At 67.2% G+C, this 23,808-nt stretch carries 18 protein-coding genes; 15 read left to right on the top strand and 3 right to left on the bottom strand.

From position 1 onward, the window contains the following. Positions 1-63: 63 nt before the first annotated feature. The 7 genes from Pla175_RS08180 to Pla175_RS08155 all read left to right on the top strand — a co-directional run bounded on the left by Pla175_RS08180 (position 64) and on the right by Pla175_RS08155 (position 7,495). Positions 64-2,211: a diguanylate cyclase domain-containing protein gene (locus Pla175_RS08180; protein WP_197527342.1), complete on the top strand. Its 2,148-nt coding sequence runs from the start codon at positions 64-66 to the stop codon at positions 2,209-2,211. 21 nt (positions 2,212-2,232) lie between these two features. After that, positions 2,233-2,499, top strand: a complete 267-nt coding sequence (locus Pla175_RS08175; protein WP_145283021.1) for a hypothetical protein — start codon at positions 2,233-2,235, stop codon at positions 2,497-2,499. A gap of 231 nt (positions 2,500-2,730) precedes the next feature. Then, a complete protein-coding gene (locus Pla175_RS08170; RefSeq protein ID WP_145283019.1) occupies positions 2,731-3,342 on the top strand; it encodes a superoxide dismutase in 612 nt (203 codons plus the stop codon). 170 nt (positions 3,343-3,512) lie between these two features. After that, positions 3,513-5,762 carry a bifunctional 23S rRNA (guanine(2069)-N(7))-methyltransferase RlmK/23S rRNA (guanine(2445)-N(2))-methyltransferase RlmL gene (rlmKL, locus tag Pla175_RS08165; protein ID WP_145283017.1) on the top strand — a complete coding sequence of 750 codons (2,250 nt, stop codon included), beginning with the start codon at positions 3,513-3,515 and terminating at the stop codon, positions 5,760-5,762. Between the two features lie 145 nt (positions 5,763-5,907). Next, positions 5,908-6,075 (top strand): hypothetical protein, encoded by a 168-nt coding sequence (locus tag Pla175_RS25875; RefSeq protein ID WP_197527341.1) that lies wholly within the window; start codon positions 5,908-5,910, stop codon positions 6,073-6,075. A 22-nt stretch (positions 6,076-6,097) separates the two neighbouring features. Continuing rightward, positions 6,098-7,048 carry a GGDEF domain-containing protein gene (locus tag Pla175_RS08160; protein WP_145283015.1) on the top strand — a complete coding sequence of 317 codons (951 nt, stop codon included), beginning with the start codon at positions 6,098-6,100 and terminating at the stop codon, positions 7,046-7,048. A 123-nt stretch (positions 7,049-7,171) separates the two neighbouring features. Continuing rightward, a complete protein-coding gene (locus tag Pla175_RS08155) occupies positions 7,172-7,495 on the top strand; it encodes a DUF6793 family protein (RefSeq protein WP_145283012.1) in 324 nt (107 codons plus the stop codon). A gap of 20 nt (positions 7,496-7,515) precedes the next feature. Here the strand turns inward: Pla175_RS08155 and Pla175_RS08150 are convergent, their stop codons facing one another. Further along, a complete protein-coding gene (locus Pla175_RS08150; RefSeq protein ID WP_145283010.1) occupies positions 7,516-8,391 on the bottom strand; it encodes a hypothetical protein in 876 nt (291 codons plus the stop codon). 420 nt (positions 8,392-8,811) lie between these two features. Here Pla175_RS08150 and Pla175_RS08145 point away from each other — a divergent pair, with 420 nt between their 5' ends. From Pla175_RS08145 to Pla175_RS08110, 8 genes are all read left to right on the top strand, one after another. Further along, complete coding sequence (locus tag Pla175_RS08145) at positions 8,812-9,684, top strand: class I SAM-dependent methyltransferase (RefSeq protein ID WP_145283008.1); 873 nt, start codon at positions 8,812-8,814, stop codon at positions 9,682-9,684. A 72-nt stretch (positions 9,685-9,756) separates the two neighbouring features. After that, positions 9,757-10,248: a hypothetical protein gene (locus tag Pla175_RS08140; RefSeq protein ID WP_145283006.1), complete on the top strand. Its 492-nt coding sequence runs from the start codon at positions 9,757-9,759 to the stop codon at positions 10,246-10,248. Between the two features lie 175 nt (positions 10,249-10,423). Further along, positions 10,424-11,944 (top strand): efflux RND transporter periplasmic adaptor subunit, encoded by a 1,521-nt coding sequence (locus Pla175_RS08135; protein ID WP_145283003.1) that lies wholly within the window; start codon positions 10,424-10,426, stop codon positions 11,942-11,944. A 98-nt stretch (positions 11,945-12,042) separates the two neighbouring features. Next, entirely contained in the window at positions 12,043-12,729 is a 687-nt protein-coding gene (locus tag Pla175_RS08130; RefSeq protein ID WP_145283001.1) for an ABC transporter ATP-binding protein, read from the top strand. Beyond that, positions 12,726-14,048, top strand: coding sequence for an ABC transporter permease (locus tag Pla175_RS08125; RefSeq protein WP_145282999.1), 1,323 nt, complete (start codon positions 12,726-12,728; stop codon positions 14,046-14,048). Before Pla175_RS08130 ends, Pla175_RS08125 begins: the two co-directional genes overlap by 4 nt. A gap of 78 nt (positions 14,049-14,126) precedes the next feature. Further along, a complete protein-coding gene (locus tag Pla175_RS08120; RefSeq protein ID WP_145282997.1) occupies positions 14,127-15,542 on the top strand; it encodes a sulfatase in 1,416 nt (471 codons plus the stop codon). A gap of 105 nt (positions 15,543-15,647) precedes the next feature. Then, on the top strand, positions 15,648-17,423 hold the full coding sequence (locus tag Pla175_RS08115; protein ID WP_231954262.1) for a glycoside hydrolase family 2 protein: 1,776 nt from the start codon (positions 15,648-15,650) through the stop codon (positions 17,421-17,423). A gap of 82 nt (positions 17,424-17,505) precedes the next feature. Beyond that, positions 17,506-19,371, top strand: coding sequence for a polymorphic toxin-type HINT domain-containing protein (locus Pla175_RS08110; protein ID WP_145282992.1), 1,866 nt, complete (start codon positions 17,506-17,508; stop codon positions 19,369-19,371). Here the strand turns inward: Pla175_RS08110 and Pla175_RS25870 are convergent. Continuing rightward, positions 19,368-22,160, bottom strand: coding sequence for a TolC family protein (locus Pla175_RS25870; protein ID WP_197527340.1), 2,793 nt, complete (start codon positions 22,158-22,160; stop codon positions 19,368-19,370). The genes Pla175_RS08110 and Pla175_RS25870 overlap by 4 nt on opposite strands. Before the next feature lie 508 nt (positions 22,161-22,668). Further along, positions 22,669-23,775 (bottom strand): FAD-dependent oxidoreductase, encoded by a 1,107-nt coding sequence (locus Pla175_RS08100; protein ID WP_145282990.1) that lies wholly within the window; start codon positions 23,773-23,775, stop codon positions 22,669-22,671. Positions 23,776-23,808 lie beyond the last annotated feature (33 nt).

Here is a 23,808-nt window from a genome sequence, read left to right as displayed (position 1 = left end):
GGCGCACCATTGATAGACGCACCGCAAGCGGCTCAGGCGCCAGGCCTAACGTCGGCGGACTTCATGGCTGTGCCCCCGCTGGACCAGTTGTGCCTCGCCGCCGAGGCCAGCGGGCTCAGCGCCGCCCCGGTATGCCCGTCGCGTGGGATGCCGTCCGTGCAAGGCCGGCTGGGGATGGCGTCGGCGTTGTTTACCGCGTTGCGCTGCAAGCACACGCCGACGGCCGACCACTGCTATCGCGTCGCCGTCTCGTGCAGCACCTGGGGCGCCGCGCTGCGGATGCCCGAGCACCTGCGTGACGTGCTGGAGTCGGCCGCGTTGCTGCACGACATCGGCAAGATCGGCGTGCCCGACGCGGTAATGCTCAAGCCGGGCCGGCTCAACGATGACGAGTACGAGATCATCAGCCGGCACCCGGACCTCGCCAGCCACGTGCTGATGGCCGCAGGCGCCCCGCAGGGGGTCATCGATACCCTGCTCGAGATGTCGCAGTGGTTCGACGGATCCAATCGCCCGATCGATGGCCGCGGGGCCCCTCCATCGGTAACGGCGCGGATGCTGGCGATCGCCGACGCGTTCGACTCGATGACGACCGATCACATCTATCGCCCCGCCAAAACGCGAGACGCGGCGCTTGCCGAGCTGTTGAAGCACTCCGGCACTCAGTTTGATCCCGACCTGGTGCGGAGCTTCACCGAGCACTTCGCTCAAGACCAGAGCGCCCTGCGTGAGGAAGTCGGCCGACGCTGGCTGAGCGCGTTAACGCCGCACGAATCTCCGGTGGGGTGGCATCCCGAGGAGGCGATCGTAGGGCCGCTGAACAGCGACCCAACCACGGCCAGGAGCGCCTTCGAGCAGTCGCTGATCGACAACATGCACGACGGGGTTATCTTCGTCGATTCGCAGCTCCGCATCACGCTGTGGAACACGGGGATGCAGCGCCTCGCCGGGGTCGACCCCAGCGCCGCGATCGGCCAGTTGCTCCGCCCAACCCTCCTCGACATGGCCGAGGCCAGCGGACGCAGGATGGCGGACGACGAATGCCCCGTGACGGCCGCGATCCGCGGCGGCGTGCAAGACATCCGCCGGGTGAGCATCCTCGGACGCAGCGGCAAGCACGTTTACGTCGACCTCCACGTGGTCCCGGTGCGTCAACCGGCCGGCGCCGCGATTATGCTCCGCGACGTCTCGAGCGAGCAGAGCCTGGAGGCCCGCTGCTTGGCGCTGCACGTTGAGATGACCAAAGACCCGATGACGCAGGTGGCCAACAGGGCCGAGTTCGATCGGATGCTTGAGCAGTTCATCGAGACCCACTTGGCCTCGGGGCTGGCCTGCAGCCTTGTGATGGCGGACATCGACCGATTCAAGCTGATCAACGACACGCACGGCCACCAGGCGGGCGACACCGCGATCATCGCCTTCGCCAACCTGCTGAAGACCTTGTGCCGCTCCGGCGACCTGGTCGCCCGCTACGGCGGCGAAGAGTTCGTCGTGCTGTGTGCAGACTGCGGCCTCAACGCCGCGGCCCGCCGGGCGGAGCTGATGCGGAAGAAGCTGGCCGCCATGGTGCACGAGTGCCTGGGCAATCAGCCGTTTACGGCCAGCTTTGGAGTTACGGAACTGCAGGCGGGGGACACCCCGGAAACTTTGATCCGCCGCGCTGATCGCGGCTTGCTGATGGCCAAGGAGCAGGGCCGAAACCAAGTGGTCCAACTCGGAGGAGATGCGGTGGAAGCCAAGAAAGCGCAAGGCGCGTGGTGGACGGGGTTCTCGTTCGGCCGCGGCGCCGGCGCCACGGGTGAGCGTCGGTCGTCCGGAGTCGTCGAGGTCGCGCTGGTGTGCGACGTGCCCATGAACGTGGCGGTCGAGAAGCTCCGCGGCTTTATCTCCGACCACGACGCCAAGATCGTCAAAACCGGTGAGAACCGGCTGCGGATGACCACCCAGTGCGCTTCGGTCGATCGATCGATGCGCAAAGGGGACAAGCCGATCGCCTTCCAGATCGACCTGACCCTCTCCGAAACCCACACGGAGCGCTGCAACACGGCCGGATTGGCGGCCGGAAAGTACGTGCAAACGGTCGCCGAAGTGCAGATCCGGCCCCGCCGGGACGGCGACCTACGCCGGGCCGGCGCGGTCGAGAGGGCTCGGCTCCTGTTGGCCAGCCTGAAGTCGTACTTGATGGCCAAAGAACAAACGGCCCAGGCCTAACCATCGGACCGGAAGAACGCGATGATCAGTGACACGATTGAGATCCGTCTCCGCCGCGCGTCGCGCGGCCGAGTTGAGCGCCCGGCGACCGACCCGCGGGTGCTGGACGCCGCGTTTGCCTGTTGGGAAGACGCCGGGCGGCGGCTCGACAGCCCCGCCCGCCCCGCTCCCGCCGACAGCCAACCGGGCGAGCTGGCGGCGATCGTCGGCGAACAGCTATCGCAGCTCAATCGGCAGCGTCTCCGGCTCGAATCGCTGCTGGCCCAGATCGAGCAAGACGACGCCTAGCGGCTCCCTCGACCGGCTTCTCCGGCATAAACCGGCGGAATGGGCGGATGCGCGCCCTCTCTGGCGCCCGCCTTGCACCGCCATCATTGAGCCGGCGTCTGCGCCGCGGTATGCTGCACCGCTCGGCAGCCTGCGCTGGCGCGACAGCCGCGATGCGTGCGACGCTTCGCCCTCAAGGCGCACGCTCACCAGACACACTCCCCTCAGACAAACTCAACGAGGAACCCTCCCATGGCCTATTCTCTCCCCGATCTTCCCTACGCCCTGGGTGCGTTGGAGCCCCACATCGACGCGAAGACGATGGAGATCCACCACGGAAAGCACCACAAGGCGTACGTAGACAAGGTGAACGCGGCGCTGGAGGGTTCTGGCGTCCCGGAGCAGAGCATTGAAGACTTGTGCCGCAACATCGCCACCGTTCCGGAGAACATCCGCGGCGCCGTGCGTAACAACGGCGGCGGTCACGCGAACCACTCCTTGTTCTGGACCGTCATGAGCGCCTCGGGCGGCGCCAAGCCGACCGGCGCGCTCGCCGACGCGATCGAGGCAGAGCTGGGCGGATACGAGAAGTTCAAGGAAGCGTTTTCCAACGCCGCCGCGACCCGGTTCGGCAGCGGCTGGGCGTGGTTGAGCGTCGATGGTTCGGGCAAGTTGCTGGTGGAGAGCACCCCCAACCAGGACAACCCGTACATGGAAGGCCGCACCCCCATCCTGGGCCTCGACGTCTGGGAGCACGCCTACTACCTGCACTACCAAAACCGCCGGCCCGACTACATCACGGCGTTCTTCAACGTGATCGATTGGGACGCGGTGGCGGAGCGTTACGCCGCGGCCGGCAAGTAGTCGAACGAGCAAATCCAACCCGCCCACCCCGCCGATCCCGCTAGGATCGGCGGGCTTTTTTTGTCCCATCGATCCGGAAAACAAGGCAAGACGCACCGGGCGCCCAGCGTCCCCGCCCGCCGGCGGGGCCGTTCCAGGCCGCGGCCCCCCTGTGCTACGCTGATCGGCCCATGACCCTCCAACTTGTCGCCACCGCAGCGTTCGGACTAGAAGCAGTCGTCGTGCGTGAGCTGGCCGCGCTGGGCTACGAGGCCAAGGTGCGGACGCCCGGCCGAATCTACTTTACAGGCGACGCGAGGGCGATCTGCCGCGCCAACCTGTGGCTCCGATCCGCGGAACGCGTCTTGATCGAGGTCGCCACTTTCGCGGCCACCGACTTCGGCGAGCTCTTCGAGGGCGTGCGGGCGGCGCCCTGGGAGCAGTGGATCCCCAGCTCCGGATCGTTTCCGGTGAACGGCCGTAGCCGGAAGAGCCAACTATCGAGCGTTCCCGCGTGCCAGAAGATCGTCAAGAAAGCGATTGTTGAACGGCTACGCGACGCGCACGGCGTGGTTGAACTGCCAGAATCAGGCGCCGAGTACGCCGTGGAAGTGGCGTTGCTCGACGACCGCGCAACGGTGACCCTAGACACCACGGGGGTCGGCCTGCACAAGCGGGGGTACCGGCCGTTGAACGTCGCGGCCCCGCTCCGCGAGACGCTGGCCGCCGCCATCGTGCAGTTGAGCGTATGGCGCCCGGGGCGTCCGTTGATCGACCCGTTCTGCGGCGCCGGCACGATCGCAATCGAGGCGGCCATGATCGGCCGCAACCTGGCGCCGGGCGCCCAGCGGACGTTCGCCTTCGAGGAGTGGCCCGGGTTCGACGCCGCGGCCGACCGCCTCGCCCGCGAAGAAGCACGCGACCTTGCACAAGGTCCGCTCGAAGAACGGATCGTCGCCAACGATTCCGACCCCGACGCCCTCAAGGTCGCCCGCCGGCACGCGGCGGCCGCGGGGGTTGAAGAAGACATCCACTTCCAACAACGCGACTTTGGCGACCTGCTGAGTCGACGCGCTTACGGGTGCGTCATCGCCAACCCCCCGTACGGGGAGCGGATCGGCGAGAGCCGCGAACTGGCCGCCCTGTACCAGTCGATGCCTACGGTGCTGCGCAGGCTCCCGACATGGTCGCACTACATCATCACGGCGTATCCGGAGTTCGAGCGTCTGCTCGGGCAGCAGGCCGACCGCCGGCGGAAGCTGTACAACGGCCAGATCGAGTGCACGCTGTTTCAGTTCTTGGGGCCCAAGCCGCCACGGGGCGCGTCGGCGGACGCCGAGGCCGCGACCGAGGGGGACGAGGCGCCGCTGACGGCGCCGACGTCGACTCCGCTTCCAAAGCGGGCCAAGCTCGCCGCGGATCAACGCCCCGTGTTCGGCGGGTTGCGCCCGGAGGCGGCCCGGCAGACCGAAGAGCTGGCCAACCGGCTCGCCAAAACCGCCCGCCACCTGCGACGCTGGCCGGAGAAGCGGGGCGTCACCTGCTTCCGTTTGTACGACCGGGACATCCCGGACGTCCCTCTGGCGATCGACCGCTACGAAGACGCGCTGCATATCGCGGAGTACGAGCGGCCGCACGAACGCACACCGGCCCAGCACGCGGATTGGCTCGACCTGATGACCCGGACCGCGGCGGACACTCTGGGCGTGGATCGCTCGCTGGTCTTTCTCAAGCGACGCGCCCGACAGCACGGCGACGAGCAGTACACCCGGGTCGGCGACGAGGGAGCGGTGCGTCTGGTTGGCGAGGCGGGCCTGCAATTCCGCGTCAATCTATCGGACTACCTAGACACGGGCCTGTTCCTCGATCACCGCGTGACGCGGGCCATGGTGCGCGACGCCGCGAAGGGGAAGCGGTTTCTCAACCTGTTCGCGTACACCGGCGCGTTCTCGGTCTACGCCGCCGCCGGCGGCGCGGCCGAGACGATCACCGTGGACCTCTCGCCGACCTACCTCGACTGGGCTCAAGAGAACTTCGCGGCGAACGCCCTCGATGGGCACGCCCACTACTTTGTCCGCGACGACAGCCGCAGGTACGTCGCCAGCCTGCCGGAGGAGCCCAGGTTCGACCTGGCCGTCGTCGACCCGCCGACCTTCTCCAACACCAAACGCACCGGGCCGGGCGCCAGTCCGACGGACGACTGGGACGTGCAGCGCGATGCCGCCGGGCTGCTCGAAGCGCTCGCGCTCCGGATGTCGCCCGGAGGCTTGGTCTTCTTCTCGACCAATTTCCGACGGTTCCGGCTCGACGAGGCGGAACTCCCAAGCTACCAGGTCCGGGAGATCAGCCGGCAGACCGTCCCCGAAGACTTCCGCAACAAGCGGATCCACCGCTGCTGGCGGCTCACGCGTCGAGACGAGGCTCGCCCCCAAGCCACGTAGCGAAGCCCGTTTAGCGCGGTTGAACGGGATGTAGCGCTCCGACCGCTGAGCGGCGCCCCGTGCAGGCCGCCGAGGCGGGGGTGGCCAGCCCCGGGGCGACGTATCCTTGCGCAAAGCAACCTTCCTCTGCTACCCGGTATGCGCTATGCAAATCGTCACGACTTGGATCGTCGACCGATGGAACAACTGCCTGGGAGACGCCTGGCGCTGGTTCAACACGCTCAACACCGAGGAATGGCTGCTCGTTCTAGCCGCGGTGTGCGCGGTGGGCTTTCTATTCATGCGCGGAAGCGGCTCACGAGCCAACGCCTAGCGCTAGTCCACGAGCTCTCGCCGTGACCCCAATCGTCGGAATCTCTGCAAGTGTCGCGCTCGCCGCGGTGGCCCTGATCGGCTACCTGGTAGGCCGCATGCAGCGTGCGCGTCTGCAGGCCGCTGCGCCGTGCGACGAAGTGCGCCGCGCCACTCAGATCGTTGCGCGTCTGGAATCGATCGCTGCTTCGCTGCGGCGAGATCTTGCGCTGCACCGTTCGCGCGTCGATCGCTTTAGCGCCGGCGTGCGGGACGCAGAAACGAGGAGCGATCCGGACGCGTGGCGCCGGATACGGGACGAAGCCCAACAGGCTCTGGAGCCGACCCTCCAGCTCGCCGGGCAGGTCAGTTCTGCCTACGAGCAAATCCGCCAGCAGTCCGAGGCGCTTGCCGCCCTGACGGGCGGGAGGACCGACCCCGCGACGGGGCTCCCGAACAGCCGGATGCTGGAGGTGACCCTGGCGTCTCTACTTGCCGCCCGAGAGGGAGGCGCCGACGGGCTGACGGTGCTGATGGTGTGCATCGAGGCCCCCCAGACCGCCGACGCCGCGGCCGGGGTGCGGAAGTTCGCTTCCCAGGCGGCCCGTCTGGTCGAAAAGCACCTGCGCTCGGGCGACTATGCAGCCACCTACGGCTCGCTGGAGTTTGTCGTGGTCATGCCGGGGGCCTCCGCGGCGGGGGCGGGCAAGTCTGCGACTCGCCTGCGCGACGCCCTGACCGCCGGGCTAGGGGCCCAGGCGAGCTGTGGGATCGCCGAGAGCCTGCCCGGGGATTCCCCCAAGAGCCTGCTCTCCCGAGCCGATTCTGCGGCCTACAGCGCCCGGGCGGCCGGTGGCGCCCAGTTTGTCCATACCGGGGGGGCAATCCGTCCCGCTGAACCGGCTTGTAGCGGCGGCTCGAACGTGCTGCTTCCCGCGGCTGCCCCGCCAATTGTTGACTTTGCCACGCCCGGTTTCGTACTATCGGGGCGGTAAGGCGTCGGCAGGGGATTGCTGTGAGCGTTCCCAAACCGGTCCGACGTCTGGAGTCTTGGCAACGGACTAGCGGCTTTGCTCGGGCGATGCTGCTCTGGTCCGGGGTTGAATAAGGAGCTGAGGATGCCTCTCTTCGAAATCGAGACGGACAACCACATCATTATCTCGTGGGCCCAGGACAGCGATTCTGCTTCGGCGATCGTCACAGACGCCTACCCCAGCGAGAGGGTGATCCGACTCACCAAACGGCCCCGTGACACCTGGGTCATCTCGAAGGCGGCGTTGGGCATTCCAAACGCCGCGGACGTGTGCGACTCCGCGCGCGATTGCCTATCGAAGGCGCAAGGAGACAAGGTGCACGCCATCCGCCTGTACATGCACGAGACCGGCGTGGACCTCGAACAGGCCCGCAAGGCGATCGAGTCGAACATGGTGATGGGCTGGTAGTCCCCCAGCCGCATCTCCCGCTACCGGTAACCGGCCGGCGTGGTGGCGCCGTGCGTGGTTGAAGTGGTCGGATAGGTCGGCGCGCCCTGCCGGTCTGCGACGCTTACTTCTGTCGGATACGTAGAGGTGCCACCCGGTCGGTACTGGCCAGCAGACGCGGGCAACTGGACCGACGGTTTAACAGCGCTCGCAACGGATTGCGCCGGCGCCGTTGCGGCCGGGGCCGCGGCAGCACTTGCAGCGGTCTTTGTGGCTGGGGTCGCACCAGGGATGGCCCAGCCCGCGGGGATGTCGGTTTGGTTGGACGCCTGAGTCGCGTAACGATCGCCCACCGCGCTGACCGCTGCTGAAACGGGATTGGCGGCCGCGGGCGGGGCGTAGCCCGCGGCTGGCGCGGCAGCCGTAGACGTAGACGCGTAGCGATCCGCAACCGGCGCCGCTCCGTAGCGATCGGGGATCGGCGTCGTTGCGGCAGCCGCCGCAGGGGCGCGGTATCCATTGGGATCGTAGGGCGAGGCCGACGGATTCGCGGCCACCGCGGCCGCCGAGGGCGACTCGGTCTTGGCGTAGCCCGCTGCCGGAACCTTGCCAGGAGCGGCCGTTACGCTTGGCGGCAGCGTCGGGAGATTGCTCCCCGGCTTGAACGGCGGCGCCGAAGCGAGGGTCGAACTTGCCGACGTGCCCGGCTTGCCCGCGTCCTTTTCTGCTGCCTTGGCCAGCTCCGATGGAAGCTGCGGCGACGTCCGGGCGAGCATCGCTTCGTCTTTCGGCGTGCTCGAGAAGGGGCTCCACATCGCCCAACGCTGGCGCGACTGGCACCCCGTGCCGAGGCCGCAGGAGACCGCCAGGAGCGCCAGGATCAGTAGCTTGGATCGGGTTCGCAGTCGGTATGCCATGGCTTGGTCGCCCCGCGGGCTTTGCTCAATAAATGTACGATTCGGCGCCGATCAACGGCGCCCACACCGATTTCGTCGGTTCCCAACCGGCCGGACGATTGGTGAAACCGCTGAAGTCACCTTGATTAGCACTGACGGCGCCGCTAGCGGCAGGGCCGCAGGGCGCACTCTAGTTCCGGCCGCCGCGCGGAGAGTAGCGGCAACACCAACGCGGAGCAACGGAGAATTCAGGGCAAGCCGACGGGCTACGCCCCGTCGGGGCACAAGGAAACACTGGGGGTAATCGCGGCGCTGCGACGGGGCGTAGCCCGTCGGCTAGTGCGGTTTCTGCCCGGGCGCCGCTGCCGAATCGCGGTCTCCTACCGGCCCGCTAGTTGGTTACACTACGGGAAACACCACCCACCTCTGGCGGGAGCCGCAATGAGCGACACAACCCCCTTCTTTGAGAACGTCCAGACGATCTACGACGACGATCATTCGGACGACCTGCTGGCGCTGTTTCTAGACGACGAGATGGTCTATAGCTGCGCCTACTTTGAGCGCGACGACATGTCGCTCGGCGAAGCACAGATCGCCAAGCTCGATCTTTCCCTCGGCAAGTGCGACCTCAGCCCCGGCCAGACGCTGCTAGACATCGGCTGCGGGTACGGCGCCTGCGCGTACCGCGCCGCGGCCAAGTACGGCGTGAACGTCATCGGGCTGACGCTCAGCGAGAAGCAGGCCAGGCACTGCCGCGAAAAGATGAAGGGGCTACCCCCGGAGGCAGGCAAGGTCGAGATCCGCCTGGCCGGCTGGGAAGAGTTCGATCAGCCGGTCGACCGCATCGTTAGCATCGGCGCCTTCGAACATTTCCGCCGGGAGCGGTTCGCCCAGTTCTTCGAAACGGCCCACCGGCTGCTGCCGGCAGACGGGCGGATGATGCTGCACACGATTGTCGCGTTCGATTTCCCTCGGCTAGATTCGCTGGGGATCGAGGTGACTCACGAGAACGTGCTGTTCGGCAAGTTCATTCAGCGGAAGGTCTTCCCCGGCGGCCAACTCTTCGACCCGCGTGTGATCGAGGACTTCGCCACCAAAGCGGGATTCCGGATCGAACGCGCCCAGTCGCTGCAGCTCCATTACGCGCGGACGCTGGAGACCTGGGCGGCGAACCTGGAGCGCCGCCACGACGAGGCGGTCGCCATCAAGGGAGAGCAAGGGTACGCCTTTTTCATGAAGTACCTCACCGGCTGCGCGGCCCACTTCCGATCGGGGCACATCGACGTGGTGCAGTTCACAATGGTTCCGCGGTAGCGGAGGGCAAGATCGCCGGCCCTGCAACGAATTGCACCAGAACCTCCCGACTCCCCCCGAGACCATCGTGCCATGCCGCCGCGCGTCACCAACCAAGCCATCGCTATCGGCGCCTCGATCGCGATGCTGTTAGCCTCGCTCCCCCTGGAATGGGTGACGATCCACAACGCCAAGTTCAATTTTGGCGGCGGTCCGGGTGAACAAATGGGGTTCAATCTCCCCATGCCCGCCGGCTTTTCCATCGCCGCGACCGGGCTGAACGGCACCCTGTCGCTGGGGCCCCTTAAAGCCCCCATGTGGCTGCTCGCCGGGGCAGCGGCGGGCCTGCTGCTGATCGGACTGCTGAACGCACTTCGGCTGGCCGCCGTGCCGAAAGCCGCGGTTCTGGTCCCGCTGGGCTTGATCGGCCTGGTGCTGCTGGTCGGGCTCGCGGGAGTGCTATCGGGAGACGGGTCGCTGGGAGCTGGGTACCTGCTGGCGCTCGCCGGTATAGCGGTGGGAGCCATCTCGGTGCTTTCGAGCCCTGGGGGGCCCGACTCCGAGACTAGTCGCTTGACGGACTGATCCTCCGGCCGGCTGAACGATCGGCGCCCGACGTCGCTTGCGGGGTTTCATCGTTGGAGGGCCGCCGCTGCACAGCGGGCCGGCTGTCGGGCGAATCGACCGTCTGAGCTGGCCGGGGCGACTGGCGGCGCCCTATAATCGAGTCTCCGCTTCCCTCCCCTCCTCCAGCAACACAATGCTCCAGCCGACAGGCCCCAACTCGGTCGAGATCCGGCGCGCCGGCGCCGCAGGAAAACTGCTCCTGACTGGCTTGCTGCTCGCAGCAGGCGTCACGGCGGCTTGGGTGATGCTCGCCGCCCCAGAGTCGACCACGCAGGCCATCGACGAGGCCGTGCTGTACCAGGTTGATCGGGGCGACTTCGAACTCGCGATCACCGAACGGGGCGAGGTAGAGTCGGTCGGCGACGTCGAGATCCGCTCGGAGGTCAAGAACCCCGCAGGGTCGAACGGGCTCTCGATCCTCAAGATCGTGCCCGAGGGCGCCGTGGTCGATGCGGGCGAGTTCCTCGTCCAGCTCGATTCCGCCGCCCTCGAAGCGGACCGCACGATCCAGAAGATCGCGGTGAACACCGCCAAGGCGGCGGAGGTAGAGGCCCGCAACCTCTTCGAGACCTCCGTGATCGCGAAACAGGAGTACCAGCAGGGGCTGTTTATCCAAGAGCGACAAACAATTGAGAGCGAGATGTTCGTCGCAGAGGAAGACCTGAGCCGGGCGCGCGACTACTTGACCTACAGCAACCGGCTCGGCGCCAAAGGCTACGTAAGCGAACAACAGATCGAGGCGGACGAGTTCGCGGTCGAGCAGGCCAAGAAGGTGCTCGACGCCGCCAAGACCAAGCTGATGGTGCTCGAAGACTTCACCAAGGCCAAGATGGTCAAGACGCTCGAAAGCGACATCGCGATCAACGAGGCCAAATGGGGCGCGGCGCAGAACAGCTACGAGCTAGAAGCACAGAAGCTGCGCGACATCGAGCAACAGATCGCTTCCTGCACCATCGTCGCGCCGTCGGCCGGCGTGGTGAAGTACTCTCACGTGCGAGACCGCGGCGGGCAGGACGACTTCATCGTAGAAGAGGGCGCCGTTGTCCGCGAACGGCAGACCATCATCCGGCTCCCCGACCTCTCGACGATGCGGGTTGAGATGAAGGTGAACGAGTCGCTGGTGCAGTACGTCAAGGCCGGCATGCCGGCCTTGATCCGACCGATCGGCGTCGATGGGGCCGTGATCCGCGGCGTGGTGGAACGCGTCAATCAATACGCCGAACCCTCCGGCTGGCGCAAGGCAAACGTCAAGGAGTACATGGCGTATATCCGTATCGAAGGGGACACCACCGAGCTGCGCACCGGCATGACCGCGTCGGTGACCATCAAGTCGATGTTCACACCAAACGTCTTGCAAGCGCCGGTGCAGGCGGTGTATTCGCACGGCCCAGACAGCTACTGCTTTGTCGCACGCGACGGCGCCCTGGTCGCCCAGCGTGTCGAGTGCGGCCCCACCAACGACCGCTTCTACGTCATCCAGAACGGCCTCGATCTTGCGGACCACGTAGCGGTGAACCCGCGCAAGCTGCTCCGTTTCGTTTCATTGCCGGAGTTGCCCGCGGAGAAGGCCCAGCAGGCGGTAAGCACCGGAGTCGCCGAACCAGAGCCCACCGCCGAACGGACGGCACAGGCCGAATCGACGCCGGCGGCCTAGCCGGTTGGCGCTCCACGCGGCGTTGCCGGCCCGCTAGTCAAGCGGCGTGTCGGCCCACGCGGTTCGCCCCCGCGTCTCCATCTACTTTGTTGCCCAGCATGCTTGCCGCCGATATCCGCCACCTCCAGAAGCACTACCAGGTAGGGGGCGGCGTGGTCCGCGCGCTGCGTGGCGTGAGCTTCCAGGCGCCCGAAGGGGAGTACCTCTCGATCATGGGCCCTTCGGGCTCTGGCAAGAGCACGCTGCTCAACCTGCTGGGCTGCCTCGATCGGCCGACTTCCGGGTCGTTCATCCTGGGCGGCGACGACGTCGCCCACATGAGCGACGACCGCCTCGCCGAGACGCGGGCGACGCGGATCGGCATGGTGTTCCAGTCGTTCAACCTGCTCCCCGCGCTGACGGTTCTTGAGAACATCGAGCTGCCTCTCTACTACAGCAACCGATTGGGCAAAGACTCAGCAGCGCTCTGCCGAAAGCTGGCCGACCGCGTCGGGCTCAGCGGACGACTCGGGCACAGGCCGATGGAGCTCTCCGGCGGCCAGCAGCAGCGGGTCGCCATCGCCCGCAGCCTGGTGAACGACCCAAGATTCATCCTGGCGGACGAGCCTACCGGCAACCTCGACAGCCAAACCACCGGCGAGATCCTCGACCTGCTAGACGAACTCAACGCCGAAGGCCGGACGATCATCCTGGTGACCCACGAAGACGAGGTCGCCGAACGCACCCGGCGGACCATCATGCTCCGCGACGGTGAGATTGTGTCGGACGTGGAGCGCTCCGCATGAAACGCCTGCTGCACACGGTATCGCTCGCGGCCAAGAGCCTGTTGGTCCACCCGATGCGGTCGGGGCTGACGGTGCTCGGCATCTTGATCGGCGTGACCAGCGTCGTGTGGCTGCTGGCGATCGGCGAAGGGATCAGCCAAGCGTCCCAGGAACAAATCGCGGGCCTCGGCGCCCGCAACATCATCGTCCGCTCCATCAAGCCCAACACGGACGACTTCGAAGGGGGCCGCTACGGGCTCACGCGCGACGACTACCTCCGCCTGCTGACGATCCCAACGCTCGAATCGCCCGGGGGCGCGCTGCCGATGCGGGTCCTCTCCCAAGAGTTCCGCTCCGGGACCCGCAAGCAGCAGGGCCGGCTCGTGGGTTCGACTCCCGACTACGCGCAGGTGGTGCGGATCGACGTTCGCAAAGGAGACGGCCGGTTCCTCAGCGACGCCGACCTGCGTGAGGAGCGGAACCACTGCGTCCTGGCGGCGAAGGTGGCCGACAAGCTGTTCCCCGGTCGGGACCCGCTCGGCAAAGCGATCATGGTGGACGAAGAGTTCTACACCGTCGTCGGCGTCGCGCAGGAACGCATGGCGACCGCCGGCGTCGGCGGGTCGATCGCGGCCGAGGACTTCTCTGCCGACGTCTACATCCCGATCACGACGCTCTGGCGGCGGATCGGCGACCTGTTGATCATCACCAAACCGGGCACGTTCGAGCAGGAACTGCAAGAGATCTCACAGATCACCCTCCGGGTGGCGAACAAGGACGACGTGATCAAGACCGCCGACGTGGTGCGCGAGGCGATCGCCGCCAAACATTCCCTGCCCGACTACACAATCACCGTCCCGCTAGAACTGCTCGAGCAAGCACGGGCCACGCAGCTCATGTTCATCGTGTTCTTGGGGCTCATCGCGGCGATTTCGTTGGTCGTCGGCGGCATCGGCATCATGAACATCATGCTCGCCACGGTCACCGAGCGCACCCGCGAGATCGGCGTCCGTCGCGCCCTGGGCGCCAAACGCCGCGACATCGTCCAGCAGTTCCTCACCGAGAGCGTGGTGCTGTCCGCCGTGGGGGGGCTGCTTGGGGTGGCGATCGGGCTGTGCGGGCCGCTGATGTACCTCGGCGCTCGCGCCCTCCTGGAACGCTTCGCGCCGGCGCAGTTCGAGGCGATCCCAGAACTCATCCGCAACGCCGTGCCGCAGGTCGTCGGGTGGTCCGTTCCGGTGTCGCTGGTGATCTCGATGCTGGTCGGGGTCGTTTTCGGCGTCTACCCGGCCATCCGGGCGGCCCGCCTCGACCCGATTATCGCCCTGCGCCACGATTGAGCGGCGGCTATTGCAGGCAGCGTCCTGCGCAATCACAATACGGCCTTGCTTCTTTCCACGTCCGCCGAGGCCCCGTCTATGTCGCGCAACCCCCTCGCAATCACCCTACTGCTCGGGTGCGTCGCCGCGACGACCCAGGCAGCCGATCGCCCGAACGTGCTGTTCATCGCGATCGACGACCTCAACCACTGGGTCGGTCACTTGGGCCGCAACCGGCAGGCCAAAACGCCGAACCTGGACCGACTGGCTGCGTCTGGCGTGACCTTCACCTCAGCCAACTGCGCCGCGCCTGCCTGCAACCCGTCGCGGGCGGCGCTCATGTCGGGGTTGCGCCCCAGCAGCACCGGTGTGTACGACAACGGCCAGGACTGGATGCCGGTGATCTCCGAAGAGAAGACGCTCACCACCCAGTTCCTCACGGCCGGCTACGACGTGTACGGCGCCGGCAAGATCTACCACGGCAGCGCCCACCGCCCCGACGAGTGGACCGAGTACCACAAGGACGCGCGGGACCCGATGAAGCTGCACCCAACCGCCAATGGGGGCGGCGTTGGCGGCATCCGTTTCGCCCCGCTCGCCAATGCCGACCAAGAGATGAACGACTACAAGGTCGCCAGCTACGCAGTCAAGCAGCTCGGCGCCCCGCACGATAAGCCGTTCTTCCTGGCGGTGGGCCTCTTCAGGCCCCACATGCCTTGGTGCGTTCCCAAGAAGTACTTCGACATGTTTCCGTTGGAGTCGGTCGAGCTCCCGCCGCACCAGCAGGACGATCTGGCGGACGTTCCGGCCGCCGGCCAGCGGATGGCCAAGCCCAACGGCGACCACGCCGCGATGCTCAAATCGGGCCGCTGGAAAGAAGCGGTGCAGGCCTACCTCGCCAGCATCGCGTTCTGCGACGTGCAGGTCGGGCGTGTTCTCGACGCGCTCGACGCATCGCCCGAGAAGGACAACACCATCGTGGTGCTGTGGAGCGACCACGGCTGGCACCTGGGAGAGAAAGAGCACTGGCGGAAATTTTCTCTTTGGCAAGAGGCCTGCCGCAGCGTGTACATCTGGCGTGTGCCGGGCCTGACCCACCCGGGGGGCGTGTGCCGCACGGCGGTCGACCACATGAGCATCTATCCCACACTCTGCTCGCTCACCGGCATCCCCAAGCCGGAGCACGTCGAGGGACTCGACATCACGCCGCTGCTGAAGGCCCCCGACGCCCCTTGGCAAACGCCGGCGCTCACCACTTTCCACAAGGGCAACCACAGCCTGCAACAGGGGCAGCACCGCTACATCCGCTACGCGGACGGCGGCAAGGAGTTGTACGACCACTCGCAAGACCCGTACGAGTGGACCAACCTCGCGGGCGACCCCTCGCAAGCAGAGCTGATCCGCCGATTCGAAGCGTCCGTGCCCAAATCCGAAGCAGAGGAGCTGCCACGCGGCAAGGACGGTGAGGGCAAGGCGCCGAAGAACCAACGCCGGAAGACCGCGGCTGCAACCTAGCAGACAACTGAGGATTTCACCCACCGAGCACGCCGGCGCCCGAATCACCCACCGATGAAGCATCCGCAGATGAAAAGCGCCTCACGCCTTCTAGTAGCTTTTGCCTTGCTGCTCCTGGCTGCCCCCGCCGGCGCTTGGCAGCCCGTCGAGGGCGCCATGCTCACCCGCTGGGGCCGCGAGGTCGCGCCCGACAACGCTTGGCCCCAGTATCCCCGCCCGCAGATGAGCCGCCCGGAGTGGACCAATCTCAACGGCCTATGGGACTACGCCATCCGGGGCAAGGACGCCGCCGACGCCCCCAGCGCATGGGACGGCCAGATCCTTGTGCCCTACGCGGTAGAGTCGGCCTTGTCGGGCGTCGGCAAGCTGCTCGAAACCGAGCAGACGCTCTGGTACCAACGCACGTTCGACTACAAGCCGCAGCAAGGGCGCAAGCTGCTGCTCAACTTCGAAGCGGTCGACTACGCCGCCACGGTGATGGTGAACGGCAAGCAGGTCGGCCGCCATGTCGGCGGCAACCTCCCCTTCTCGTTCGACATCACCTCGGCAGTTAGTCCGGGCGAGAACACGCTGGTCGTGCGCGTCACGGACGCCACCGGCGGCTACCAACTGCGCGGCAAGCAGCGGCTCGACCCGAAGGGGATCTGGTACACCCGCGTGTCGGGCATCCACCAGAGCGTGTGGTTGGAGCCGGTTCCGGATCGGCACATCGAGAGCTTGAAGATCGACACCCACGCCTCCAAGGGTGAGATCGCCGTCACCGCCAAGACAGGAGACGATAAGTGCCGGGTAGAAGTCACCGCGATGCTAGACGGCAAAGCCGTGGCGACGGCTGTGGGTGAAGGGAGAGTGATTCTGCCGATCCCAGACGCCAAGCCCTGGTCGCCCAACTCGCCGACGCTGTACGACCTGAAGGTCAAGCTCCTCGACGCCGAAGGCCAGGCCCTCGATGAAGTCTCGAGCTACGCCGGCATCCGCACCCTGGGCAAGGAGCGGGACGCCGACGGGAACCTGAGGTTCACGCTCAACGGCGAGCCAATCTTCCATTGGGGGCCCCTCGACCAGGGCTGGTGGCCAGACGGGCTGCTGACGCCCCCGTCGGACGAGGCGACCCGGTGGGAGATCGGGTGGCTCAAGAAAGCCGGCTTCAACATGATCCGCAAGCATATTAAGGTCGAACCCAGACGCTACTACCACCACTGCGACAAGCTGGGCATGCTCGTCTGGCAAGACCAAGTATCCGCGATGCCCGATCCGAAGTCGCCCGCGTGGACCCGGATGGCGCCCAACCCCGAAGACGCCGACTGGCCCGCGGAGGCGCACCAGCAGTACATGACCGAGTTGCAGCAGATGGTCGATACGCTGGGCAACTCGCCGGCGATCGCCGTCTGGGTCCCCTTCAACGAGGCGTGGGGGCAGCACAACACCATCGAGGTGGGCGAGTGGCTCAGCAAGCACGACCCGTCACGTCCGGTGAACGTCGCTTCGGGTGGGAACTTCTGGCCCGTCGGTCAGGTCGCAGACCACCACAACTACCCCAGCCCTGATTTCCCGCTCGCGGACCCCAGGTTCGAGGACTACATCAAAGTCGTCGGCGAGTTCGGCGGTCACGGCTGGCCGGTCAAGGGGCATCTCTGGAAGGAAGACAGCCGCAACTGGGGCTACGGCGGCCTGCCCAAGTCGCTCCAGGAGTACCGCCAGCGCTACCGCAAGACGCTCGGCGAGCTGGCAGAGCTCAAGAAGAAGGGGATCGCCGCGGGCGTCTACACGCAGACCACCGACGTTGAGGGCGAGATCAACGGGCTGATGACCTACGACCGCGAGGAGGTAAAAATCCCCGCGGGCCGGCTCAAAAAGATACACTCGGTGCTGTGGGAATAGTTGCCTCCAGCGCCCGCGAATGCTCAACTAACCGTGTAAGAATCTGCGGTTTGGGTTACGCGCTGGATAGGAGCATAGGGTCATGGTCAGGACCAGGTTCGTGGCGGCGGTGCTTTGCGTTGGCGCCGCTAGTTGCTCGTTCGCCGCTAACAGCAGCACAACAAAGGGCAGCCCGACAGACGTCGCCGCTAGCCTGGTCGGGCAGGCGATCGCGGCCGGCGTCCAGGGCGACTACGCCAGCCGTGCCCAGCTGTTGGCCGAGGCGGTCCGCATCGCCCCAGACTACGCGCCGGCCCGCTGGCAGTCGGGCCAGGTGGCGTGCGACGGCGAGTGGGTCTCGGTCGCCGACGCACAGCGGCGCGCAGCCGAGAACCCCTTGTTGCAAGAACGCGCCGAGGCCATGCAGCAGTGGCAGGAGAGCCCCGCCGCCCACCTGCAGGCCGCCCGCTGGTGCCGCGACCGCGGCCTCAAAGACGAGGCCCGCTACCACTGGACGATGTTGCTTCAGAATCAGCCGGACAGCCGCGAGGCGCTGGACGCGTTGGACGCACGCTGGATCGGCGGCGAGCTGGTTCTCAACGACGAGGTCGCCCAGCGACGCGAGGCTCAGCGCGAACGCAGCCGCGCGGTCCGGGAAACGAAGTCGCGGTTGGCAGGATGGGAGGCGCGGATCGCACGGGACGACACGCCCGACGCGCAGTTGGCGCTCGACGAGGTGCGCACGTTCGATCGTCTTGAAGCGATCCCGGCGATGGAAGAAGTCAGCCTTGCGCCGGCGCCCGCGCGGCAGCGCGACGCCGACGCCCGACGCCGTTTTTCGTTGGCGTTTGTTGAGGCGCTCTCTGCCCATTCGGACCAGGCCGCAACCGAGTCGCTGGCCCGGCATGCGCTCGCTTCTCCTTTCGAGGAGGTGCGGAACGAGGCCACCTGGCAGCTCGCCGAACGCCCCTGGCACAACTTCGTACCGATGCTGCTGGACGAGCTTCAGCCCAAGGTCGAGCTGTGGCAGAACGTGAGCGTTACGCCTGGCGGCGACGTTCACTATCAGGCCGAGATCGAGGTCGCGGGGCGCGAGGCCGATTATGGATTGGAGATTCGTGACTCAGTTTGGGCGCATGATCTAGAGGGACCGCTGTTTTGGACCCGGCCCAAGGCGCTCACAGCGGGGAAGGTTTCTGCCGAACACCGCTTGCGTCAGGCATTACACGACCTGTCTCACGACGTCGATCGAGCGCTTGCCAGCTTCTCTAACCGAGCGACCTCGTTGGCCACGGAGGTCGCTGAGCGGAATTCATACCGTCAGAGTCGCAACGACGCACTGACCGGAGTGCTTACGGGGGCCACAGGCCACGAGCTTGGCGACGATCCACAACAATGGTGGGAGTGGTGGCAGGGGCTTAATGAGTTCGAGACAGGGTTCGATCGCCCCTACTACCATCAAGAGGATGTTCACTCCCGACACAACTGCTACCGATGCCCCAAAGGGATCGTTGTCCCCTCCTGCTTCACCGGCGGCACCCCCGTCTGGACCAAAACCGGTAAGCAGCCGATCGAGTCGCTCCGCCCCGGAGATTTTGTCCTTTCTCAGGATGTAGAAACAGGCGAGCTCGGCTACCAGCCGGTGCTCGACACGACGGTCCGGCGCCCCAGCCCCGTGCTGCGAATCGAGGTGGCGGGTGAGCAGATCGAGATGACGCTCGGCCACCCCGCTTGGGTCGTTGGCCAGGGTTGGCGGATGGCCAAGGAGCTGGTTGTCGGCGACAGGCTGCAGCACATCGCCGGTGACGCCGAAGTGATGGAGTCCGCCCCCGTGTCGCCCGCCGAAGCGTACAACCTGGTCGTCGCCGAAACCTCGACCTACTTCGTCGGCCACATCGGCCTGCTGGTGCACGACAACACCCCCCGCCGGGCGACGACCGCCAAATCGCCCGGCTGGGACGGCCGCTAGCGGACGACCACTTCCGGCAGGCGCCTGAACGGCGACTTGAGCACGGGCTGCTGGTACGAGGCCGCTTCCACCGGGAAGCGCAGCTCCTGGGCCCCCTCGTACGGGGCCTCGTCGCCCACCTCGTCGCCCCGCTGGGCTTCTCCGTCTACCGGCGCCCCGCCGGGAACGCCCTCGCACTCCGGCCCCACCCCGACGATCACCCCGCCGTCGAACTCCAGCGACGGACCGCAGCACGGGGGCCCCACGTACGACGCCAGCGGCCCCGGCAGCGGCACGCGGATCCCATACTGGTCGAGCTGCATCAGCCCCAGGTCGAACTCCAGGCTCATCCGCTGCACCACGTTGTTCACCCACACGCTCAGCAGGTCGTTCTGCACGTTCAGCAGGTCGCCCAGCGCGTTCACCAAGTCGCGAGCGGTGGTGTCGCCGAACGCCACGTCCTCGCCCGGGCGCGGGGGCTCGGTCAGGCGGAGCTGGGTGATGTCCACCTGCGCGATCGCCACCAGCACCGCAGCGCGGCGCAGCTCCAGGTTGATCTCGTTCAGGCGGATCTGCCGCAGCGTGGCTCGCAGCCCCTGATAGACGCCGTCTACATACCGGTAGTAGCTGCGCCGGGCCTGCTGGTACTCGATGAGCGCCTGCACGTACACGTTGCGTTCGGCCACGCGGGTCAGCGGCGCGTCGAACTCTACCCCCACGCGCAACCGGCCGTTGGTGCTGCGTAGGTCGAACGGGTTGTCTCCAACGTTGCCGATGTCGCCGCTGAAGATCAGGCTCAGGTCGCTCTTCAGGTCGTTGGCGTTGAAGTTCACCAGCCGCCAGGCGTCTACCAGGCTGGCGCGGGCGTTCATCCAGTCGCGGCGGTTGCGGCTGGCGATGCCCAACGCCTGTTCTGGCGTCAGCTCGGTCGGCTCGATGTCGATCGCGTCGAGCCGCGCCCGCGCCTGCAGCAGCGACAGCTCCAGCAGCAGCCCAGAGAGCTCGCGCGTCCGGGCCCGCTCGGCCCGGCTCGCAGACAGGCCCGCTTGCGCGGGCTCGCTGGCCGAGGCGACCAGCTTCTCGAACCGCTCGGTCGTGGCGTCCAGGTCGGCCCGCAGCGCCTCGACGCGGCGGTCGAGCCCCTCGGCCGACAGCAGCGCGGGATCGATGCCCGCCTCGACCACCTCGGGGCGGTCCGCCAGCAGTTTGAGGTGCGCCTGCCGCTGCGGCAGCACTTCTTGCAGCTTGGCGAAGTCCTGCTCGACCGAGGCGAACTGCTCGGCCGCCTGCGCGGCCAGCTTCTCGAACCGGCCGCTCGGCACGGGGGCCGGCACCGCCTCGGCGACCCCTGGGGGCAGCGGAAGCGGCTCGACAGCCGAGCCGTCGGCCGGCGGGGCCTCCAGCGGCGCCCCCCCCTGCCCCGGCAGCTCCTGGGGCGGGTCGGTCTGGGCCACGGTCGATTGGTTCACCTCGCCTTGCAGCTCCACCAGCTCGGCAGACCGCAGCTCGAACTGCTCCAGCATCGGATCGGTCAGCTTCAAACGGATGTCGGGGGGCAGCCCCAGCGTGATCTTGAAGTTGTCGAACTGCGATTGGTAGTTGGCCCGCGCCAGCAGGTACTGGCTCTGCGCGTTGAATAGCGCCTGCCTCGCCAGGTCGACCTGGAAGCGGTCGATCCGCCCCGCGTCGTAGGTAGCCACCAACTGCTCCACGCTCTCCCGCAGCGCCTCGACGTTGGCCAACTGATTGCGCAGCACCTGGGCAGACTGCAGCAGGCCGTAGTAGCCCCCGGCCGCTTCGGCGCCGGCGCCCCCGGTGAACCCCTGGCCACCGCCGCCGCCAAAGTTGCCGAACTGCCCCACCCGGCCGAAGCCTCCGCCGCCGACGCCGGTGAAGCCCTCCAGCCCCGCGCCGCCGAAGAACCCGCCCCGTCGCGACGGCCCCTGGCCCGCGTTGCGCCCCGTCAGCACGTTCAGGTAGAAGCCCCGGCGGTAACGCTCCATCGTCCGCACGTTGGCCAGCAGCGCCCGCTCGCTGATCGTCAGCCGCTCCAGCACGCGGGTCCGCCCGCCGAACCGCAGCAGCGGCTGGATGATCGAGAAGTCCAGCAGCGTGGTGCTGGTGTAGTCGTTGGGACCGGCGAACTGCCAGATCAGCGAGTTGGCCATCCCCACCACCAACTGCCCGCCGGTGGCCGTGAGCCGCTCCGCCCGCAGCCGGTTGCCCGGCCGCAGCGGCGAGACGTTCAGCAGGCTCGAGGATTCGCCCGTGCCGCTCCGCACGCGGCCGTCGGCGGTGTAGAAGGTGCTGGTCCCGCCGAAGAACTGGCAATCGAACCGGAACCGCTCGAACGAGACGTCCAGCGCCGAGAGGTACAGGTCTTCCAGGTTCGACTGGTACTCGGGCGAGTGCAGCAGCGCCACCCGTACCGCTTGGCTGGAGTCGAGCACCAGCATCCCCTCTTCGTCCAGCGGCACCATCGCCCGCCACTGCGGGCTCTCGACGAACGGCGTCCGCGGCGCCAGCCGGCTCGAGCGGGCACCCCGCTTGCCGTCGACGCGCTCGAGGTACATGTGGCTGACCGGGTCGTCCGGCGGCATCGGGGGCCGGTCGGGGTCGTACACGTTGTACATCCGCGACGCCGGGTTGATGGCGATCGACAGGTCGCTGGGGTCGGCGCCCACGGGCGCCGCCTTCTGCGCGATCAGCAGGCTCGCCGCGTTGTCCGCCTGCCGACGGTAGTGCGCCCGCGTGCACCCCAACGAGGGCGCCAGCGCAACCAGCAGCAGTAGCGAAACAATACGGATCATGAACCGGCGCCAGCGGTGGTAGCGGCAAACGCGTCGCGGGCGCACGTCGCCCCTTGGGGGTGGTATCGTCTGCCGGCTGGGGGGAGCTTGACGATTGCAGAAGGTTTGCCGGGGTCGGGGACGACCCGGCTCGCACGGGGCGCTGCGCGAGCGGCCAGCCGCCGGCGAGGGTTTTGTCCCTTTTGTCCCCCGTCCGGGGCGCAATTTTTTCGGACACAATTGCTGCGACGCTCCTCCAGCGCTCACCCACAAACGACTTACGACGATCCCGGCGCCCGAGACGCTGTCCACTTCCCCCCAACGGAGGGGACGCGAACACATCGGACCGGACAAAAGGGAGCATCGATCGGACACAAGATGGACAAAAGGGAGCGCTCACTCCCACGGCCCGCTGCGCGGACCGTAGGCGCCAAGGCCGTGTGCTGCACGCTGCGCAGGGACCCATTGTCGGCGATCGGGTGGCCATTTTCGACAACAAAGCACGGCAAGAACGGACCCGAGCTGCCAGCTATTGGTAGCGCCGGATGAAGCGCCGGTCGATCCAGCACTTCAGCAGCCAGCACCAGCGGGCGTGAAAGCAGAAGCCGCGGTAGTCGAGCAGTGCGCGGCCCTGGCCCGTGTTCAGGATCTTGAGGAAGGCCGCCTGCGGATCGAACTCTGCGCGTGGCGCCTCGCCCGCGGCGATCGCCCGCAGGTTCTTCCAGAGCGTGTCGGCCTGACGCACCGCAAACACCCCCGCTTTGGGCGCCGGGTCGGAAAGCACGGTCCCTGCATCTCCCACGGCGAAGATCGGCGCCCCGCCGGTCGATTGCAGCGTCGGCCCGGTGGCGAGGAAGCCGCGTTCGTCGGTCGGGAGGCCGAGCCGAGAGAGGATCGGCGGCGGCGCCGCGCCGGTCGCCCAGATAATCACGTCGGCGGGCTCGGCACGACCATGCTGGTCGCGTACCCCCGAGGGGTCGACCCCCGCGACTCGCAAACCGGTGACGACCTTAATCGACCGCCCCGCCAACACCTTCCGCAGCGTCCGCCGGCTCGCCTCGGACAGGCCCTCGGCGATCTGATCCGAAGCAGTGACGATCGCCAAGCGCGGGGCCGCGGGCCCGCGGCCCCTCAGGCGGGCGTCGAGGCAGAGGGCCACCTCGACCCCGGCGACCCCCCCGCCGACAATCACACACCGGGGCGTGGCGCCGCAGCAGCCGATCCGCTCCTCAAGACGCTCGACAAAGGTCTGCATCGGCTTGATCGGCACGAGCGAGGGCGCGTCGAAGTCGTCCCAGCCCGCGGGCATCGAGCCGACCCCGATCGACAGCGCGTCGAACGCCAGGGGCTGGCGATGGGCGAAGCAGAGCGTCCGCTGCTCGGGGCCCAGCCCCACCACCTCGTCCAAGACCAGTTCTGCCCCGGCACGGCGTGCCAGCGGCGCCAGTCGAACCTCCATCTCGCCGGCATCGAACTGACCCGCAAGCCTCCCCGGCAGCATGCCGGAGTAGGTCGAGAACCCGAACTTCGAGATACATACGAGCCGGCAGTCGGGCAGCGGGCTGTCGATCCAGCGGCGGGCGATCTCTAGGTTCGTGTGCCCCATCCCTAGCAGAGCGATGCAGCGCTTGTTCATGGCGAAGCGTGCGGCGGGGCCGGGTAGGACGCA

The sequence above is a fragment of the Pirellulimonas nuda genome, from assembly GCF_007750855.1.
Lineage (GTDB): Bacteria > Planctomycetota > Planctomycetia > Pirellulales > Lacipirellulaceae > Pirellulimonas > Pirellulimonas nuda.
The sequence above is the reverse complement of the archived record's forward strand: the minus strand, read 5'-3'. Positions and strand labels throughout refer to the sequence as shown.

What these genes read in the sequence shown, in the direction of transcription:
- Pla175_RS08180 (WP_197527342.1), top strand. Translation starts at nt 64, where the DNA reads ATGGCTGTGCCCCCGCTGGACCAGTTGTGCCTCGCCGCCGAGGCCAGC.
- Pla175_RS08175 (WP_145283021.1), top strand. Translation starts at nt 2,233, where the DNA reads ATGATCAGTGACACGATTGAGATCCGTCTCCGCCGCGCGTCGCGCGGC.
- Pla175_RS08170 (WP_145283019.1), top strand. Translation starts at nt 2,731, where the DNA reads ATGGCCTATTCTCTCCCCGATCTTCCCTACGCCCTGGGTGCGTTGGAG.
- rlmKL (WP_145283017.1), top strand. Translation starts at nt 3,513, where the DNA reads ATGACCCTCCAACTTGTCGCCACCGCAGCGTTCGGACTAGAAGCAGTC.
- Pla175_RS25875 (WP_197527341.1), top strand. Translation starts at nt 5,908, where the DNA reads ATGCAAATCGTCACGACTTGGATCGTCGACCGATGGAACAACTGCCTG.
- Pla175_RS08155 (WP_145283012.1), top strand. Translation starts at nt 7,172, where the DNA reads ATGCCTCTCTTCGAAATCGAGACGGACAACCACATCATTATCTCGTGG.
- Pla175_RS08150 (WP_145283010.1), bottom strand. Translation starts at nt 8,391, where the DNA reads ATGGCATACCGACTGCGAACCCGATCCAAGCTACTGATCCTGGCGCTC.
- Pla175_RS08145 (WP_145283008.1), top strand. Translation starts at nt 8,812, where the DNA reads ATGAGCGACACAACCCCCTTCTTTGAGAACGTCCAGACGATCTACGAC.
- Pla175_RS08140 (WP_145283006.1), top strand. Translation starts at nt 9,757, where the DNA reads ATGCCGCCGCGCGTCACCAACCAAGCCATCGCTATCGGCGCCTCGATC.
- Pla175_RS08135 (WP_145283003.1), top strand. Translation starts at nt 10,424, where the DNA reads ATGCTCCAGCCGACAGGCCCCAACTCGGTCGAGATCCGGCGCGCCGGC.
- Pla175_RS08130 (WP_145283001.1), top strand. Translation starts at nt 12,043, where the DNA reads ATGCTTGCCGCCGATATCCGCCACCTCCAGAAGCACTACCAGGTAGGG.
- Pla175_RS08125 (WP_145282999.1), top strand. Translation starts at nt 12,726, where the DNA reads ATGAAACGCCTGCTGCACACGGTATCGCTCGCGGCCAAGAGCCTGTTG.
- Pla175_RS08120 (WP_145282997.1), top strand. Translation starts at nt 14,127, where the DNA reads ATGTCGCGCAACCCCCTCGCAATCACCCTACTGCTCGGGTGCGTCGCC.
- Pla175_RS08110 (WP_145282992.1), top strand. Translation starts at nt 17,506, where the DNA reads ATGGTCAGGACCAGGTTCGTGGCGGCGGTGCTTTGCGTTGGCGCCGCT.
- Pla175_RS25870 (WP_197527340.1), bottom strand. Translation starts at nt 22,160, where the DNA reads ATGATCCGTATTGTTTCGCTACTGCTGCTGGTTGCGCTGGCGCCCTCG.
- Pla175_RS08100 (WP_145282990.1), bottom strand. Translation starts at nt 23,775, where the DNA reads ATGAACAAGCGCTGCATCGCTCTGCTAGGGATGGGGCACACGAACCTA.